The sequence below is a fragment of the Euzebyella marina genome (genome assembly GCF_003687485.1).
GTDB classification, from domain to species: Bacteria; Bacteroidota; Bacteroidia; order Flavobacteriales; family Flavobacteriaceae; genus Euzebyella; species Euzebyella marina.
Genome location: NZ_CP032050.1, coordinates 4,291,186 through 4,306,761 on the forward strand (window position 1 = coordinate 4,291,186; position 15,576 = coordinate 4,306,761).

Annotated in this window: 12 protein-coding genes; 7 read left to right on the forward strand and 5 right to left on the reverse strand. The window is 42.8% G+C overall.

Annotation, left to right across the window (positions count from 1 at the left end; all coding sequences use genetic code 11):
- Complete coding sequence (locus tag D1013_RS18435; RefSeq protein WP_121850229.1) at window positions 1-1,050, reverse strand: sugar phosphate isomerase/epimerase family protein; 1,050 nt, start codon at window positions 1,048-1,050, stop codon at window positions 1-3.
- A gap of 167 nt (window positions 1,051-1,217) precedes the next feature.
- Between D1013_RS18435 and D1013_RS18440 the strand changes: the two genes are divergently transcribed.
- The 7 genes from D1013_RS18440 (at window position 1,218) to D1013_RS18470 (ending at window position 8,053) form a co-directional block, all read left to right on the forward strand.
- On the forward strand, window positions 1,218-2,660 hold the full coding sequence (locus tag D1013_RS18440; RefSeq protein WP_121850230.1) for a sulfatase family protein: 1,443 nt from the start codon (window positions 1,218-1,220) through the stop codon (window positions 2,658-2,660).
- Window positions 2,661-2,669: 9 nt separating this feature from the next.
- The gene (locus tag D1013_RS18445) at window positions 2,670-3,383 is read left to right on the forward strand and encodes a tRNA1(Val) (adenine(37)-N6)-methyltransferase (RefSeq protein WP_121850231.1); all 714 of its coding nucleotides are present in this window, start codon (window positions 2,670-2,672) and stop codon (window positions 3,381-3,383) included.
- 57 nt (window positions 3,384-3,440) lie between these two features.
- Window positions 3,441-4,619, forward strand: coding sequence for an acyl-CoA dehydrogenase family protein (locus D1013_RS18450; protein ID WP_121850232.1), 1,179 nt, complete (start codon window positions 3,441-3,443; stop codon window positions 4,617-4,619).
- A 56-nt stretch (window positions 4,620-4,675) separates the two neighbouring features.
- Window positions 4,676-5,053, forward strand: a complete 378-nt coding sequence (locus D1013_RS18455; protein ID WP_121850233.1) for a hypothetical protein — start codon at window positions 4,676-4,678, stop codon at window positions 5,051-5,053.
- Window positions 5,054-5,173: 120 nt separating this feature from the next.
- Window positions 5,174-5,971 carry an MbnP family protein gene (locus D1013_RS18460; RefSeq protein ID WP_121850234.1) on the forward strand — a complete coding sequence of 266 codons (798 nt, stop codon included), beginning with the start codon at window positions 5,174-5,176 and terminating at the stop codon, window positions 5,969-5,971.
- Between the two features lie 92 nt (window positions 5,972-6,063).
- Window positions 6,064-7,080 carry a cytochrome-c peroxidase gene (locus tag D1013_RS18465; protein ID WP_121850797.1) on the forward strand — a complete coding sequence of 339 codons (1,017 nt, stop codon included), beginning with the start codon at window positions 6,064-6,066 and terminating at the stop codon, window positions 7,078-7,080.
- Entirely contained in the window at window positions 7,055-8,053 is a 999-nt protein-coding gene (locus tag D1013_RS18470) for a transporter family protein (RefSeq protein ID WP_205601259.1), read from the forward strand. The genes D1013_RS18465 and D1013_RS18470 overlap by 26 nt, the downstream gene beginning before the upstream one ends.
- Window positions 8,054-8,272: 219 nt before the next feature.
- On the opposite strand, the gene D1013_RS18475 is transcribed toward D1013_RS18470, so the two are convergent.
- From D1013_RS18475 to D1013_RS18490, 4 genes are all read right to left on the reverse strand, one after another.
- Window positions 8,273-10,447 (reverse strand): xanthine dehydrogenase family protein molybdopterin-binding subunit, encoded by a 2,175-nt coding sequence (locus tag D1013_RS18475; RefSeq protein ID WP_225621404.1) that lies wholly within the window; start codon window positions 10,445-10,447, stop codon window positions 8,273-8,275.
- Window positions 10,444-10,917: a (2Fe-2S)-binding protein gene (locus tag D1013_RS18480; protein WP_121850235.1), complete on the reverse strand. Its 474-nt coding sequence runs from the start codon at window positions 10,915-10,917 to the stop codon at window positions 10,444-10,446. Before D1013_RS18480 ends, D1013_RS18475 begins: the two co-directional genes overlap by 4 nt.
- Before the next feature lie 325 nt (window positions 10,918-11,242).
- Complete coding sequence (locus D1013_RS18485) at window positions 11,243-12,691, reverse strand: DUF1501 domain-containing protein (RefSeq protein ID WP_121850236.1); 1,449 nt, start codon at window positions 12,689-12,691, stop codon at window positions 11,243-11,245.
- Window positions 12,692-12,730: 39 nt separating this feature from the next.
- Window positions 12,731-15,565 (reverse strand): DUF1553 domain-containing protein, encoded by a 2,835-nt coding sequence (locus D1013_RS18490; RefSeq protein ID WP_121850237.1) that lies wholly within the window; start codon window positions 15,563-15,565, stop codon window positions 12,731-12,733.
- Window positions 15,566-15,576 lie beyond the last annotated feature (11 nt).

The following is a 15,576-nucleotide window of genomic DNA, read 5'->3' on the forward strand; positions in this document are numbered from 1 at the left end:
TCAATGAGCTCTTTTATCCAAAGCTTTCTTACAATACGCCAAACATTTTTGAACTTCTTGAACCGCATTTGATCCCACGGGTATCTCATATTCCAGTTCAATCGTACCCGGAAACTTATACTTTTGATCTCTCATCAATTGTAAAGCTTCTTCTAGCGGTGTGTCGCCCGTGCCCCAAACCAAGTTACCTTTATCGTGCGCAGGGGTCTGGCGGTCTTTCATATGCATACTTTTTATATGCTGATGTTTACTTTTGATAATCTCAAGGGGTTGGCTATTACCTGCGGCCACAAAATGGCCCAAATCCAAATTCAAGGCGTTATATTCCGACTGTTTCAAGGCGGTGTCCCAAAAGGTAGGTGTTTGTTGCTCATGGCCATGGTAGGCCATATAAACCTTATTTTCTTTGGCAATTTTACCCAATCTTTGGGTGTGTGTGTCATCACTGGGGTGCTCGACGGTAACGTGACTTGCTCCCAATATTTTGGCGGCTTTCATTCCCCAATCTATTTCGGCATCACTATTATCTTTGCCGAAGGCACTTGGTTTAAAAGCATAGATTGACACACCTGCATCATTGTACATCTTCCGAAGCTTTTCAAAAGAATTCATTGACATGTTCTTTCTCCACTCCGCTACTTGAGCTCCGTAAGCTTTGGCCTGAGCTTGTAGATCCGCCAATTCAATTTCTTGGTCTTCTGTGATATTTCCGTCTCTCTTGGCTCTCATCAATCCGTAAAAAGCCCTTCTGTCAATTGGGCTTTCAGGTTTTCCTGCAAAAGACTCGGCAGGATCGCCCATAAGTTCAATGGCACTTATACCTGAATCAGTAACATATTTTAAGGTTGCCTCTGCACTTTGGTCGGGCATACTTCGAAACGAGTAGGTAATGACCCCGATCTGAACTCCGTTAATTAAAGAATTCGGCTTTTTAAGATTACGCACTATACTAGGTGCACAAAATAATGGAGAGGGTTTTAAGGCGAGACCTGCACTGGCCAGAATTCCGGTTGCTAAAAATTTTCTTCTATTTAACTGATTATTTTTCATGGGATAGTTGAGTTTAAGGTCTTTCAAGATAGGTATTTTTCAACCTAATCAATGGCACATGTTCAAATTGTTTAATGAAGCATTCCTGTCAAAATAAATGCAGCACGAGAAATACTGAGAGGTTTGCTTATTTTTGAAATCCTTTTACCAAACTATAACAACCTATCATGACCAAAAACCTCCTCTTAGCAGCTCTAGTTATTTGTATCAGCAGTTGCAAACCTAAAAAAGAATCCGAGCCAAAAAGTGAGCGGCCTCAAAAGCCCAATATAGTCCTCATTTTTACAGATGACCAAGGTTATCGTGATGTGGGTGTTTTTGGTGCCAATGATATTGCTACGCCCCACCTTGATCAGATGGCTGCTGACGGCGTTAAATTGACAAGTTTCTATGCCGCGCAAGCGGTGTGCTCTGCCTCTAGGGCGGGTATTTTGACCGGTTGCTACCCGAACAGGATCGGAATTCATAACGCCATGATGCCCAATAGCAAAAAAGGGCTTCACCCTTCTGAAACGACCATGGCTGAAATGCTTAAGGAAAATGGATATGCTACCGGAATTTTCGGAAAGTGGCACTTAGGAGACCATGCTAACTTTCTACCCACCAAAAATGGATTTGATGAATGGTTTGGTATTCCTTATTCCAATGATATGTGGCCTTTGCACCCACAACAAGGCCCTGTCTTCAATTTTGGCCCGCTTCCTCTTTATCACAACGAAACCGTAATCGATACGCTAACCGATCAATCGCAACTGACCGTACAAATTACCGAGCACAGTGTTGATTTTATCAAGAAAAACAAAGACAAACCGTTTTTTCTATATGTTCCTCATCCGCAACCGCACGTTCCGCTTTTCGTATCGGACAATTTCAAGGGCAAGTCAGATCGCGGACTTTATGGCGATGTAATCATGGAAATAGATTGGTCGGTCGGTCAAATTGTAAAAGCATTGGAAAAAAACGGGTTGTCTGAAAATACGCTGGTCATTTTCACTTCGGATAACGGCCCGTGGCTTTCATACGGTAATCATGCTGGTAGCGCCCTACCCTATCGCGAAGGCAAAGGAACTGCTTGGGAGGGAGGTCAAAGAGAACCTTTTATAGCAAAATATCCGGCCAAACTTCCGGCCGGTAAAAGCATCGATGTTCCGGTTATGGCCATTGATATTCTCCCGACGGTCGCGAATCTTACCGATTCAAAACTACCGGAACTTACCATCGATGGCAAAGATGTTTGGAAGGTTATGACCGGAGAATCTGCTGAAAGTCCTCAAGAGGCCTATTTTTTCTATTACCGTGTCAATGAACTATTCGGGGTACGGTATGGCAAATGGAAACTGTACTTCCCTCACACCTATCGCACCATGCAAGGTCAAGAACCAGGAGCCGATGGTTTGCCCGGAGCCTATAAAATGGTCGATTTGAAAGAAATCGAGCTTTACAATCTTGAAACTGATGAAAGTGAAACGCAGAATGTGGCGGATGAACATCCCGAAATAGTGGAAAAAATAAAAACCCTAGCCGACCAAATGCGCGCTCGATTGGGCGACTCACTCAAAAATCAAAAAGGCTCGGAAACCCGTGAACCGGGACAAATTGAGCAAAGCTAAATCTTACCTATGTCTGAATTATTTAAGTTCAAACAATTCTCCATCAATCAAGATAGGTGCGCCATGAAAATCGGTACCGACGGGGTCTTGTTAGGTGCTTGGACAAGTTTGAGACATCAACCGGAAACCATATTGGATATTGGTTCTGGTACGGGTATCATCGCCCTTATGCTCGCCCAAAGGAGTACTGCCGAAAGTATAGATGCTATCGAAACGGATGAAAACGCCTATGAGCAGTGTGTCAATAACTTTGAAGACTCACCTTGGGCAGACCGCCTGTTCTGTTATCATGCAGATTTTGATGAGTTTGTTGGTGAGATGGAAGAGGAATATGACTTAATTGTTTCAAATCCGCCATTCTATGCCGAGGCCGTTTCCAGTGGCGATTCAGCGCGTGACAGAGCGAGACAGAACAATTCATTACCCTTTGAAGAATTACTGGAAGGGGTATCGGCCTTGCTCTCATCAAACGGTTTTTTTTCAACAATTATCCCCTTTAAAGAAGAGACCCGTTTTCTAGAGCTTGCCAGTGACAATGGTCTATTTGCTTCAAGTATAACAAGGGTCAAAGGCAACCCCGATTCCGACGTTAAAAGAAGTTTATTGGAATTCTCATTCCAAGAAGTCGTGACTAAAACAAGCGAATTAACCATTGAAATAGAGCGCCATCAGTATACCGCAGAATATAAAGATTTGACCAAAGATTTTTACCTCAAAATGTAACAACGACCGTATGAAATGTTATATTTCATTAGTACATTTGGTAAAAAGCCATGCGTTATGAAGCCTGATTCTTTTGAAGCTCCCGACTATTATAATCTTGACGATCTGTTAAGCGATGAGCATAAGCTTGTCAGAGATGCCGCAAGACAATGGGTAAAACGAGAAGTATCTCCGATTATCGAAGATTATGCCCAAAAGGCCGAGTTTCCTCATCAAATATTGAACGGACTCGCCGAAATAGGTGCCTTCGGACCTTACATTCCTGAGGAATATGGTGGAGCGGGACTCGACCAAATCAGCTATGGCCTTATCATGCAAGAAATCGAAAGAGGCGATAGCGGTGTTCGCTCTACGGCTTCCGTACAATCTTCATTGGTAATGTACCCTATTTACACCTATGGCTCTGAGGAACAAAAGAAAAAATTCCTTCCAAAGTTGGCGTCCGGCGAGCTTATGGGATGCTTCGGTCTTACAGAGCCCAACCACGGCTCGAACCCGGGCGGTATGGAAACAAAGTTTAAAGATGGGGGCGACCATTATCTACTGAACGGAGCCAAACTATGGATATCTAATTCACCCTTCGCGGATATTGCCGTGGTTTGGGCAAAAAATGAAGAGGGGCGCATTCATGGTCTCATTATAGAAAGAGACATGGAAGGTTTTTCAACCCCTGAAACACATAACAAATGGTCACTACGTGCTTCGGCAACCGGTGAGCTAATTTTTGATAATGTAAAAGTACCTAAAGAGAACCTATTGCCGAACAAATCCGGCTTGGGTGCGCCGCTTGGCTGTCTTGACTCTGCCCGTTACGGAATTTCATGGGGTGCCATTGGTGCCGCTATGGACTGCTATGATACAGCACTTCGATATGCCAAAGAACGGGTGCAATTCGGCAAACCCATAGCAGCCTTTCAACTTCAACAGAAAAAGTTGGCAGAAATGATTACCGAAATAACAAAGGCCCAACTACTATCTTTTCGTCTTGGGCAACTAAAGAATGAAGGCAAGGCCACTTCGGCACAGATTTCTATGGCCAAAAGAAACAATGTTGACATGGCCTTAAAAATCGCAAGAGAAGCACGTCAAATGTTAGGCGGAATGGGAATCACCGGAGAGTATAGCATCATGCGCCACATGATGAACCTTGAAAGTGTCGTCACATACGAAGGCACACATGATATTCACCTATTGATTACAGGGGCAGATATTACCGGCATACCGGCCTTCAATTAACCATATATTTCCCTACATAAGTAGTTTTAAAAGCTTTTGAGCTTTATCTTTGCACGGTGAAATCATACGTAATTCTTTTGGTTGCTACCGTTATGCTTTTTAAGCCACTTTGGCCAGTGGCAGAGTATATCATGAATTACGACTACATCAAAGATGTGCTTTGTGAGAACAAAGACCGACCTATGATGAACTGTGACGGCAAATGTTATCTGGCCAAAATGTTAGCCAAAGAAGCCGAAAAGCATGAAAAAAATCCTTTCGGTGAAAAGCAGTCCAAAACCGAAATTCAACCGTTGGTTTACCTTGAATTTTTACCTCAACTAGGTGTCAATTTCGACTTCGAAAAAAGCTCTCTTCAGCAAACTTTATTTATTGAGTCACTTACTTCTACATTGTTGGCTCATGATATCGTACAACCCCCAGAATTGGTATAGCACTTTTTTCTATCTGTAAGCAATTGGTTAAAGCCAGTAGCGAACATCATTATTCCCTATTATTTAATATTAGACCGGACATAAACATCTCATGAACCGGTCTGTTCAAACTTTTTATTCATGAAATTGAATCTCATAAGCACTGCTATACTATTTTCCTTAATCATGGTTGGCTGTTCAAGCAACGATACTACCACCGACCAATTGACCGGCTCCGGCAGCATTTCTATTAAATATGACAATGGCTATAATGGCAATGACCTTATTATCGGAGCTGCCAATAGCGCCAACAGTAACGGTGAAAACTTGACCATCACACGGCTCAGTTACATTGTGAGCAATTTTAGATTGGTAAACTCAACGGGAGAAGAGTATGTTTTTCCGAAAGATGAAAGCTATTTTGTAATAAGCCAAGAGGCCGATTTAGATAATGTGGTACTTCCTGAGATACCTGCAGGCGAATACACTACCTTAAAATTTGGGGTAGGTGTTGACCAAGAAAAATACCTGCAAGGGGCCGAGGGCCAAGGTGATTTTCTCGCATTAGCGGAAAGCCATCACATGATGTGGTCATGGCAAGCTGGTTACAAATTCTTGAATTTTGAGGGAAGTTTTACTTCTGAAATTGTAACCGACGATACAGAATTTAAAATTCACATGGGCAGCCATGGCTCCAGCCTCGATAATTACAAAGAAGTAACCCTGGCATTACAAACGAATGTGAGGGTCAGTGATGAAATGGATTCTAGCATCCACCTTAAAATCGACGCTGCTAAAATTCTCGTTTCGAGCAATAATATTCAACTTACCGAAAAGTCGGTCATTATGGTAGATGAGGTAAAATCACCTCAAATTGCAGTGAATGTGACCGAAATGTTCGAGGTAGACCATATTCATAACGGAGACGGACACAACTGAAAATGAGGGTAAATATATATCAGGCGACCGGCCTTAAAAAGCTGGTCGCCTTAGTCTGTATCGTCTTCCGTTCAATCTGGACGTTGATGCCGATGGTGTTCTTGTTGTATGCCTGTTCTAATAATGAGGAGGAATATATTCTCATTAATGAGTCCTTGGCATTTGAAGTTCCCAGTAATTTTCCGGAACCCCATTATGATTTTGATGCGAACCCACCCACCAAATACGGCTTTGAATTGGGCAAGCGCCTGTTCTATGATGGCAAACTATCTTCAAACGGATTTATTTCTTGCGGATTTTGCCATGAACAGGCTTTCGCCTTCACCCATCACGGACATCAATTTAGTCATGGTATAGATGATTTGGAAGGTACCCGAAATACTCCTCCCATTCAAAACATGGCTTTTCTAAAAGAGTTTGCCTGGGATGGTGCTACTTCGCATTTAGACCTTTTCCCCATCATACCTATCACCAACGAAGTTGAAATGGGCGAAACCATGGGCAATGTAATCAATAAGCTAAAGGCCGATTCTTCTTATCAAGAAGCTTTTGAAATGGCTTTTGATGACCCGGAGGTGAACACAGAGAATTTCTTAAAGGCATTGGGCCAATTTATGGCAATGATGGTGTCATCGAACAGTCGCTACGATAAATATGTTCGCAATGAAGAAGGTGGCCAGCTGACAGACTTGGAAAAGCAGGGATTAGACTTATTCGGCCAAAAATGCAGCAGTTGCCATGGCACCGACCTATTTACTGATAGCTCTTTTAGAAATAATGGTTTGCCCCCTAACCCTCAATTAGATGATGTGGGCCGTGAAGAGGTAAGTGGCGCGCTATCGGATAAGTACAAATTTAAAGTTCCCAGTTTGCGAAACATTGATAAAACGGCACCGTACATGCATGATGGTAGATTCGGAAACTTAATGTCCGTGCTTGATTTTTATGAAAGTGGAGTCGTCGACTCGTCCACATTAGACCCATTATTGAAATTGGAAGGCCGACTGGGCATCCCGTTAACTTCAAACGAGAAAGAAGCAATTATTGCCTTTTTGCTCACGCTAACAGATGAAACTTATTTAAATGATCAACGCTTTGCAGAATACTAAACTCTTATCAACCACAATTTGTGTCTTCTTGGTCTTTCAGATGCTATGGGCCAAACCTGACGCTTTCAAAGATTCAAACCCGTGTATACATTCTTACCACCTTGAAGATTTCTTCGATTTCTGCGATACCTGTGGTTGTGGCAGCAGCGGTGGAAGTATGGGCTATGGCACCGGATTGAACAATTATTTCATAGGCGTCAGGTATATTGGCCAACAATACCGCTCTAGAGACGGTATTTTTAACGATTCCCCTTGGATTACCGAAAATTTTAATACCATGCAGGTATGGGGCAATGTGCCGATTACCAAAAGGGCCATTCTCAATGTAATTGTGCCCTATCAGCAACATAACAGGGTACTGCCCGATCAAACCGAACAAAAAATAAATGGCCTAGGTGACATTAGCGTGTTGGCATTTTATGATTTGCTCAAGCGAACACCCGATAGCATTATCTCTATAACTCCAGAGCATTATTTTCAAATCGGAGCGGGCGTTAAAGCCCCTACAGGTAAATACGATAGAGCCAACAACACAGGAAGTGTTAACCCCAGCTTTCAAGTCGGGAATGGCAGCTGGGATTATATCGCAGCCATGAATTATGGCTTTACCTATAGAAATTGGGGTATCAGTACACTTTTGAACTACACCTTCAAAACCGAGAACCCGAAACAATATCAATTCGGTAATCAGTTAAATTATGGCATCAATGCATTCAAAACATACTATATATCAGATTTGGCATTGACCCCAATTCTTGGTATTGCCGGCGAACATTTTGAAGCCAATAAAGAATATGGCGCAGCTGTACCCAATACCAAAGGGAGTGTTTTTCTGGGAAAAGTAAGCTTAGAAGCGAGTTATAACAGAATAGCTTTGGGCCTTGCAGGCATGGTACCCATCTCGCAACAACTCAACAATAATAAGGTTGAGCTAAAACATCGACTTTCGGTTTATGTAAATATCAACTTATAGAGAATCAAATATTCTTTAAAAAAACATCTAACAAGGCGCTCACAACAAAAATCAAGCGGTTCACATCAATTTATTGCTGCCTTTCGGTATCGGTAGTATGTTTGAAGTGTAATAATCAATCAGAAGTAAATTTTTTCATTTTCATATAGTGTTCTCGTAAAAGAGCTTTGTCGAAAGACAGGGCTCTTTTTGATTTTAGGAACATCTGATTGATTCTAACTACGCTTTTAAAAGCTCTTTGTCTACAGGAAGACTTACGATGCGCACCCCGGTAGCCTTATAAATAGCATTTACAATAGCCGCTGTAGTCGGTGCCATTGATGCTTCACCCGCACCTACGGGTCTTTGCTCCACCCTATCCAATATCTCGACTTCGACTTCGGGAATTTCAGGATATCTAAGAATAGGATAAGAGGCCCAATTTAAGCTGGTTATTCCTTTAGAACTAAATTTCACCTCTTCTTTTAGGGCCCAGCTGGCCGACTGTATCATACCCCCTTCTGTCTGGTTTTTTAATCCGTCGGGGTTTATGGTCTCTCCGGCATCTACCATGGCCCATAATTTTTGAACTTTTACCTGACCGGTCTTTCGCTCGACGGAAACCTTAGCCGCCATGGCACAATACGAAGTTTCGTTCTTGTACCGCGAAAACGATACACCAAGCCCCTCATTTTCAATTACCGATATTGATTTAATTTTATCCTGTAGTTTGCGTAAGCATTCTACCGCTCTTGGATCATCTAAATGTTCCATTCTAAATTCAATTGGGTCTTTGCCTGCTTTTTCGGATAAATCGTCGATAACAGATTCAATGGCAAATATATTCGTAAAGGTACCTAGACTACGTAATGAAGAAACTCTCAAAGGCCCTAAAAACATATGTGAGGTGACCCTGAGATTTGGTACGGAATAATACGGGGCTGCATTACGCCAAGCTCCACCTCTATAACCAATGCCATGATGCCCATAGTCTTTGTTCATAAAACGTGAGGGCAATAATGTATTGGGGTTACTATTGGGCCGATTACTGTGCCCATCTGACCATATATGACTATCCCATGTGGCAATTCTTCCATTTGTATCCAGAGACGCCTCAATATCGACTATCATGGCCGTACCATACGGTTCCCAAGCATGCTCATCTTCTCTAGACCATTGAAGACGAATATGTTTGTTCGGTAATTCGAGGGCTATCAGAGCCGCTTCAGTTGCCACATCATTTGCCCCGTTGTGGCCGAAACAACCCGAACCTGGCACCGCTTTTACGTGTACCTTTTCTTCAGGCATTTCCAAAAAATTGGCCAGCGTTCTTCTTAGCGGGTAAGTGCCTTGACAATGCGACCAGACATGTAAAACAGTTCCATCAAAAAAAGCCACCGCACACGAAGGTCCGTTTGCAGCGTGCATTAAATAGGGCTTGAAAAATGAACGGGAGACCATCGTCTTCGAAGACTGCCCAACATCTCCCTTATTCTCCTGCACCTCTTCTTCAACGGGCAAATTTTTCAAATGGTTCTTGAGTTCTTTTTGCTCGGGCATGTTTTGACCTGAATCCCATTTGATTTGCCCACCAATCTTTTCTGCCAATTGAATGGCCTCAAACTCCTTTTCCGCAACTACTCCTACAAAATGGTCTTTCCTAATCAGTTGAATTAGGTTGGGCCAATTTTTAGAGTTTTCTTCATCGAATTGGATAATTTTTGCCGCATATTTAGGAGGATGTACCACACGCGCATGCAACATACCGGGAAACCTTAAATCTTGTACAAAAACGGATTGCCCACGAACCATTGCCTCAATATCACTTCTTGGAACCGGCTGCCCCACATACTTTCGAACGGTCTTGGCCTTGATCTCGACATTCTCGTCAACCTTTCCTTCAATATGTTGTCCTTTAAGCAACTCGAATAGAGACGTCTTTTTATCGGCACCGAAGATGTTTCCATCTTCCATTTTCAAAGACTCTTTTGACAGGTTTAAACTTTCCGAAGCCATTTTCAATAAAATCTCACGAGCGGTTGCCGACGCCAGTCTAATGGACATTCCGCTCGATTCAATTGACATGCTCGCCGCCGTAAAACCTTCATCTGGCGTTACCTCGGTCTCGGCCATTTGTACATCGATTAAATCGAGTCGCATGTTTAATTCTTCAGCGGCAATTTGTGCCACCGCGGTTTTGATTCCCTGACCTAACTCTAATTTTCCGGTATAGATAAGCACCCGACCGTTTTCTCGTATTTCAAGCCAAGCGTTCACACTTTCCTTTGAAAGGTTTCTTTCAATTTCCTTCGCAACGGTAAAACTCTCTGCGAGTACTGTCGTGGTAGGCAACATAGAAAAACCAATACTCAAACAGCCAAGCTGTTGAACAAACATTCTTCGGTCTTTTCTCATGGCCTTGCTTTTTTAACGGCACTCGTAACCGCTTTTATAACCCTGGAGTGAACGCCGCACCGGCAGATATTGATAGCAAGGGCTTCTCGAATTTCTTCTTCGGTCGGGTTTTGTTTTTTCTCCAACAAAGAAACCGCCGACATTACCATACCATTTAGGCAATAACCGCATTGCGCGGCTTGTTCTTCAACAAATGCCTGTTGTACAGGATGTAATTCACCATCTTCTTTGATAAGACCTGCCAGTGTTCTAATTTCAGAATCAACCGCCGTCTTGACAGGAAACCTGCAAGAAGGTCTTGCTTCGCCATCTACAAGTACCATACAGGCCCCACATTGCTGCAAACCACAACCAAACTTAGGTCCGTTTAACTGAAGTTCATTACGCAACACATACAACAATGGGGTTTCGGGATTTATATCGACCGTATGCTCTTTGCCATTGACCTGCAAAGTCAGGGTTTCTACCATAATTGACTTTTTTTGGAAGGGTTTATGAAACTACGAAAAAAGAGAGTCTTAAAAAACAAGGAAATAATCCGTTGGAAATTGTATTTATTTTCCTTCATAACAAATCTGCCTTGACTCACAACAGAAATTAAGGGCCTTACATCATTTAATTGGCTTAAAGGCAGGCTGTACGTATGTTTGTCACGTAGTTAATCAGAAGTAATTTTTTCATTTTCATATAGTGTTCTCGTAAAAGAGCTTTGTTTTAGAACCAAAGCTCTTTTTAGTTTATGACTATTGATGTTCACTAAATTCTACTCCGCACTAAACTTTTTTCCCTTCGGACCTAAACCTTTTTAATCGGCTTACCGAATAAGTCAAGAATGGGTTTGCCGTGACCATCTGGGGTCGTGTAAAACGGTCTACCTTCGATTGTGTACTCCGTTTCAGGGTGTATACCCAAGGCGTGATAAATGGATTGATGTACTTGATCGATGACCACCGGATTTTCTATTGAAGAACAAGGTCTTTCATCAGCGGTCTTTCCATACACCAAGCCTTTTTCAATACCACCGCCCCATAAAAGAATCGAACTACCATCTGTAAAATGGCGGTGCATTCCGTAGAATTTTTCATCTTCGATGATATCAGGCTGATCCACCTGGTCTTTTACAGTTTCACCTGGGCGCCCTTCCATAATGGCATCACGGCTAAACTCACTGGCCAAAATAATCAACGTGTGATCCAAATGTCCGCTTTCATCCAAATCCTTCACCAACTGGGCAATAGGCCGGTCAACCAACTCCTTCATTTTCTTGGCTCGGGTATGTCCGTTTTCGTGTGTATCCCATCCTAAGAAAGGCTCGTATTCAGTAGAAACACTAATAAACCTACCCCCATTTTGGGCCAACCGCTTTGCCAGAAGACAGCCCAGGCCAAATCTTCCTGTATTGTAAGTATCGTACACCTCTTTGGGTTCTTCTGACAAATCAAAAACCTTTGCCTCCGGGGAGTTCAATAGACGGTACGATTGCTCCATTGAGCGCATAAGGGATTCTTTTTGATAATCGCTGCCCTCTTGCATGAACGAACTTTTATTGGCCAACTCTTTATAAAGCTTATAACGGGCTTCGAAACGTTTCAATGACATTCCTTTTGGTGGGCGCACACTATCAAGACCACCGGCCGGGTCGGGTATTAAAAACGGACCAAATTCGGTACCCAAAAACCCTGCGGAATGAAACGCTTTCAATTCTTCCGCCTCGCCCACCGTAAAACGCTGCCCCATCGCTATAAAAGGAGGAATCACAGGATTGACCGGCCCTAATTCTTTAGCTATCCATGCTCCTATATGAGGTGCCTGTACCGATTGTGGTGGTTCATAGCACGTATGCCAATGGTACTGATGCCGGGTATGCAAAATATGACCTAAATCAGCCGATTTATAAGACCGAATTATAGCACCTTTATCCATTACCCCGGCAATAGATTCCAGCCCCTTCGAAAAATGCAGTCCATCGACCACCGTGGGTATTTTTGGAAAAGTACTTAAAACTCTTTTACTCTCTACACCTTTTTCATAAGGCACGTAGGCCTTCGGGTCAAATGTTTCGGTGTGGGCCATACCGCCTGCCATCCAAAGAAGAATGACCGTATCTGCCGTTGATGGTAGGGAAGAGGGGCCTTTTGAACAAGAGCTCAAAAAACTGGCCAATGGAATACTCGTAGCGGATGCCGCCAAACTGGCTGCCGACATTTTCTTAATGAACTCTCGTCTTGTATTATTCTCTTTCATCTTTCTCAAACTTTATATGCGAAAAACTCATTACTATCTTTAATTGATAAACTGAAACTCTGGTAAGACCAACGTAGACCAAAATACATCTTGCAAACCTTCTTTACTCGCATTCCGCCCTAGAATGCCCATCAACAATTCACTTTCTTCTTCAGAGGGATTTCTACCGAAAGATTGTTGGTATAGATTGTCAACTATTTTCTGACTATCCTTATCATACGCTTGCAGCCACCGTTCGGCACCCTCCTCTAGCACTCCATTGAAAAACTCCCCATTCGTAAGCTCCAAGGCTTGTAATAAGGTGGCATTATCATCCCTCGTTGTAGCGACATTTTCGCGACTTGGCCTACCCAATGCTTTCATAAACGGGTGTTGCTTTACCAAGCTCGCTCGTGCGAACTCCCCATTTTCATCATTGAAATTGAAGTTGACCAATTTGCCCCAATTGGCACTGCCATAGTTTCTGGCCTCACCCCATGAAGTATCGTCAAAATTGATAGCGGTCCATTCATCATTAGGGGTGGTTCCAAAACTTCTCCACGATGTATCTGAATCAATTTGAACTTCTGAACCCTTATCGAATTTTACTCTCATAGAGAATAACACACCAGCCGGGTTGGCGATGGTTCCTTCATTTTCCCCCTCGATAGCAATCACATTTTTTCCTGATTTTAAAAATTGGGTCACATCATATTTACCAACCCTTTTCCAATCATTTCCGGAAGCAATTTTTTCACCATTTACATAAAGCACATAGGAATGATCGACAGACAGTAAAGCGGTCGCTTCGGAAATTGTACCGCCGGACAAACTAAATGTTTTACGAAAATACCTTTTGCCGGGCTCGGGAAGCACATCACGGTCAAACTTGACCTCTCTATGCCATACTCGCTGCGCTTTCAATTCAGCATGTGTAGGGTCGTACTCCACCGTATGGTATACCGGAAATACGATTTGACTCACCGCATCGGAAAACTGCTCAGCACTTAATCGTCTAACAATCGGCCCATTAAAGACATAATCAGATTTTACATCCTCTATCTTATCATACTTCGCCGCACGCAATTGGTACGTTTTGGAAGTCATGATTCGCTTGATCAAATGCTTCAAATCATAACCTGATTCAATAAAATCGGCGGCAAGCCAATCGAGTAAGTCCCCATTCCATGGTTCATTATCCATTTCATCTAGAGGTTCAATAATACCACGGCCCATTAGTCTTTGCCAAATTCTGTTGGTTATGGTTCGGTACAAGCGGCCATTATCGGGCTGCACCATTACTTTCGCCAAGTTCAACAACCGTTCTTCTAGGCTTTCGCCCTCTACTTCGCCCAATTCAGGGTACAGAAAGTTAACCTCGGCCATTCTACCCAATGGTTTGTCGCAACGGTTCAATTCTAAAACCGAATCGGCAAATATCGAGGCAAAACCATAAGATTGCTCCAACGTAAGATTACTCACAAAACTGTTATGGCAAGAGGCGCATTTTACATTTACACCCATTAAAGATTGACCTATATTTTGAGCGGCCTGCATTTCGGTACGTTGGCTGGCGTTGACCACACCTCGCCATTCAATGCCTTTGATAAAGCCTTCGGAAGCCTCAGACGGGTTTACCAATTCACTTACCATTTGGTCATAACCCTTATTTGTAAGTAGCGAATTATAAAGCCAGTCGGTAATCTGCTTTCTTCCCCCTGTAATAAACCCTGTTCCACTATAGTCATTACGCAATAAATCATTCCAAAAACTGATCCAATGCTGCGTGTAATTGTGTTTATCATTCAAAAGGGAATCGATAAGAGCTTCCCTTTTATTAGAATCGGAATCGTTTACAAACTTCTCAATCTGCTGGGTTGATGGCAATAACCCAACAATATCTAGGTACGCCCTGCGAACAAATAAGTGGTCATTTACTTCTTGGGGCCATTCTGCGCCCCTTTCCTCAAAATACGAGTCAACCAATTTGTCTATTGGATGGGATTGCACGGAAGTTGGCAATGAAGGCATGTTCAATGCCAATTCGGCCTCAGGAAAAACTTTTAATGTTTGGTCTGACCAATGGGCTCCGTTCTTGATCCACATTTCAACCAATTTGATTTCACTGGATTTTAAGACTTTTCCTTTTTTGGGCATTACCTCATCATGATTGGGAGACAATGTAATTCTCCGGAAAAGTTCACTTTCTTCCGGTTTGCCAGCCACTACCGATAAGCCGGATTCTCCACCTGCAAAAACTCCCTCTTTACTATCCAAAACCAAACCGCCCTTCTGTTTGTTCTGGCTGTGGCATTGATAGCAGTTATGGGCAAAAATGGCCCTTACCTCTAAATTTAAACGGTCTTGCTGCGCGGTATCCAACGAATTGACCTGCTTGAGCTCAGCCAATAAAGCGACCCCTTTACTATCGTCATAACCTTCATCACTACCGGGCAAAATACCTGTTAAAAAGTCTTCACCATGGGTGAGGTTGGCACCTAGATGCCCTGTTATGGTCAGTAAAATGACCGTAGTCATCAAAACGCCTCTGTATAGGCGAAAATCTTTGATTTTTCCTTGAAGGGTTCGTTGCAGTAAAATTGATGCGGCGATGGAAAAAACAGCTGTCGCTATGCCAATATATTGGTGTTTATCGACCAAATCTCCGCTATAGTCATCTTGAGATTTCAAGAACCACCCAAAGAGGGTAGATAAAATAGCCGAAACGGCACCGATTATGACCATCCAACGAATACCTTCACGAAGACCCGGTCTTTTACCGTTTAAAGTGAGTATTTCTAAAAACAGGGCCACTACCAATAAGCCAATAGGAAAATGCACCAATAATGGATGAAGCCTACCTAAAAACTGAAGTACCCAATCAAAACTTTCCATAAATCAATCAA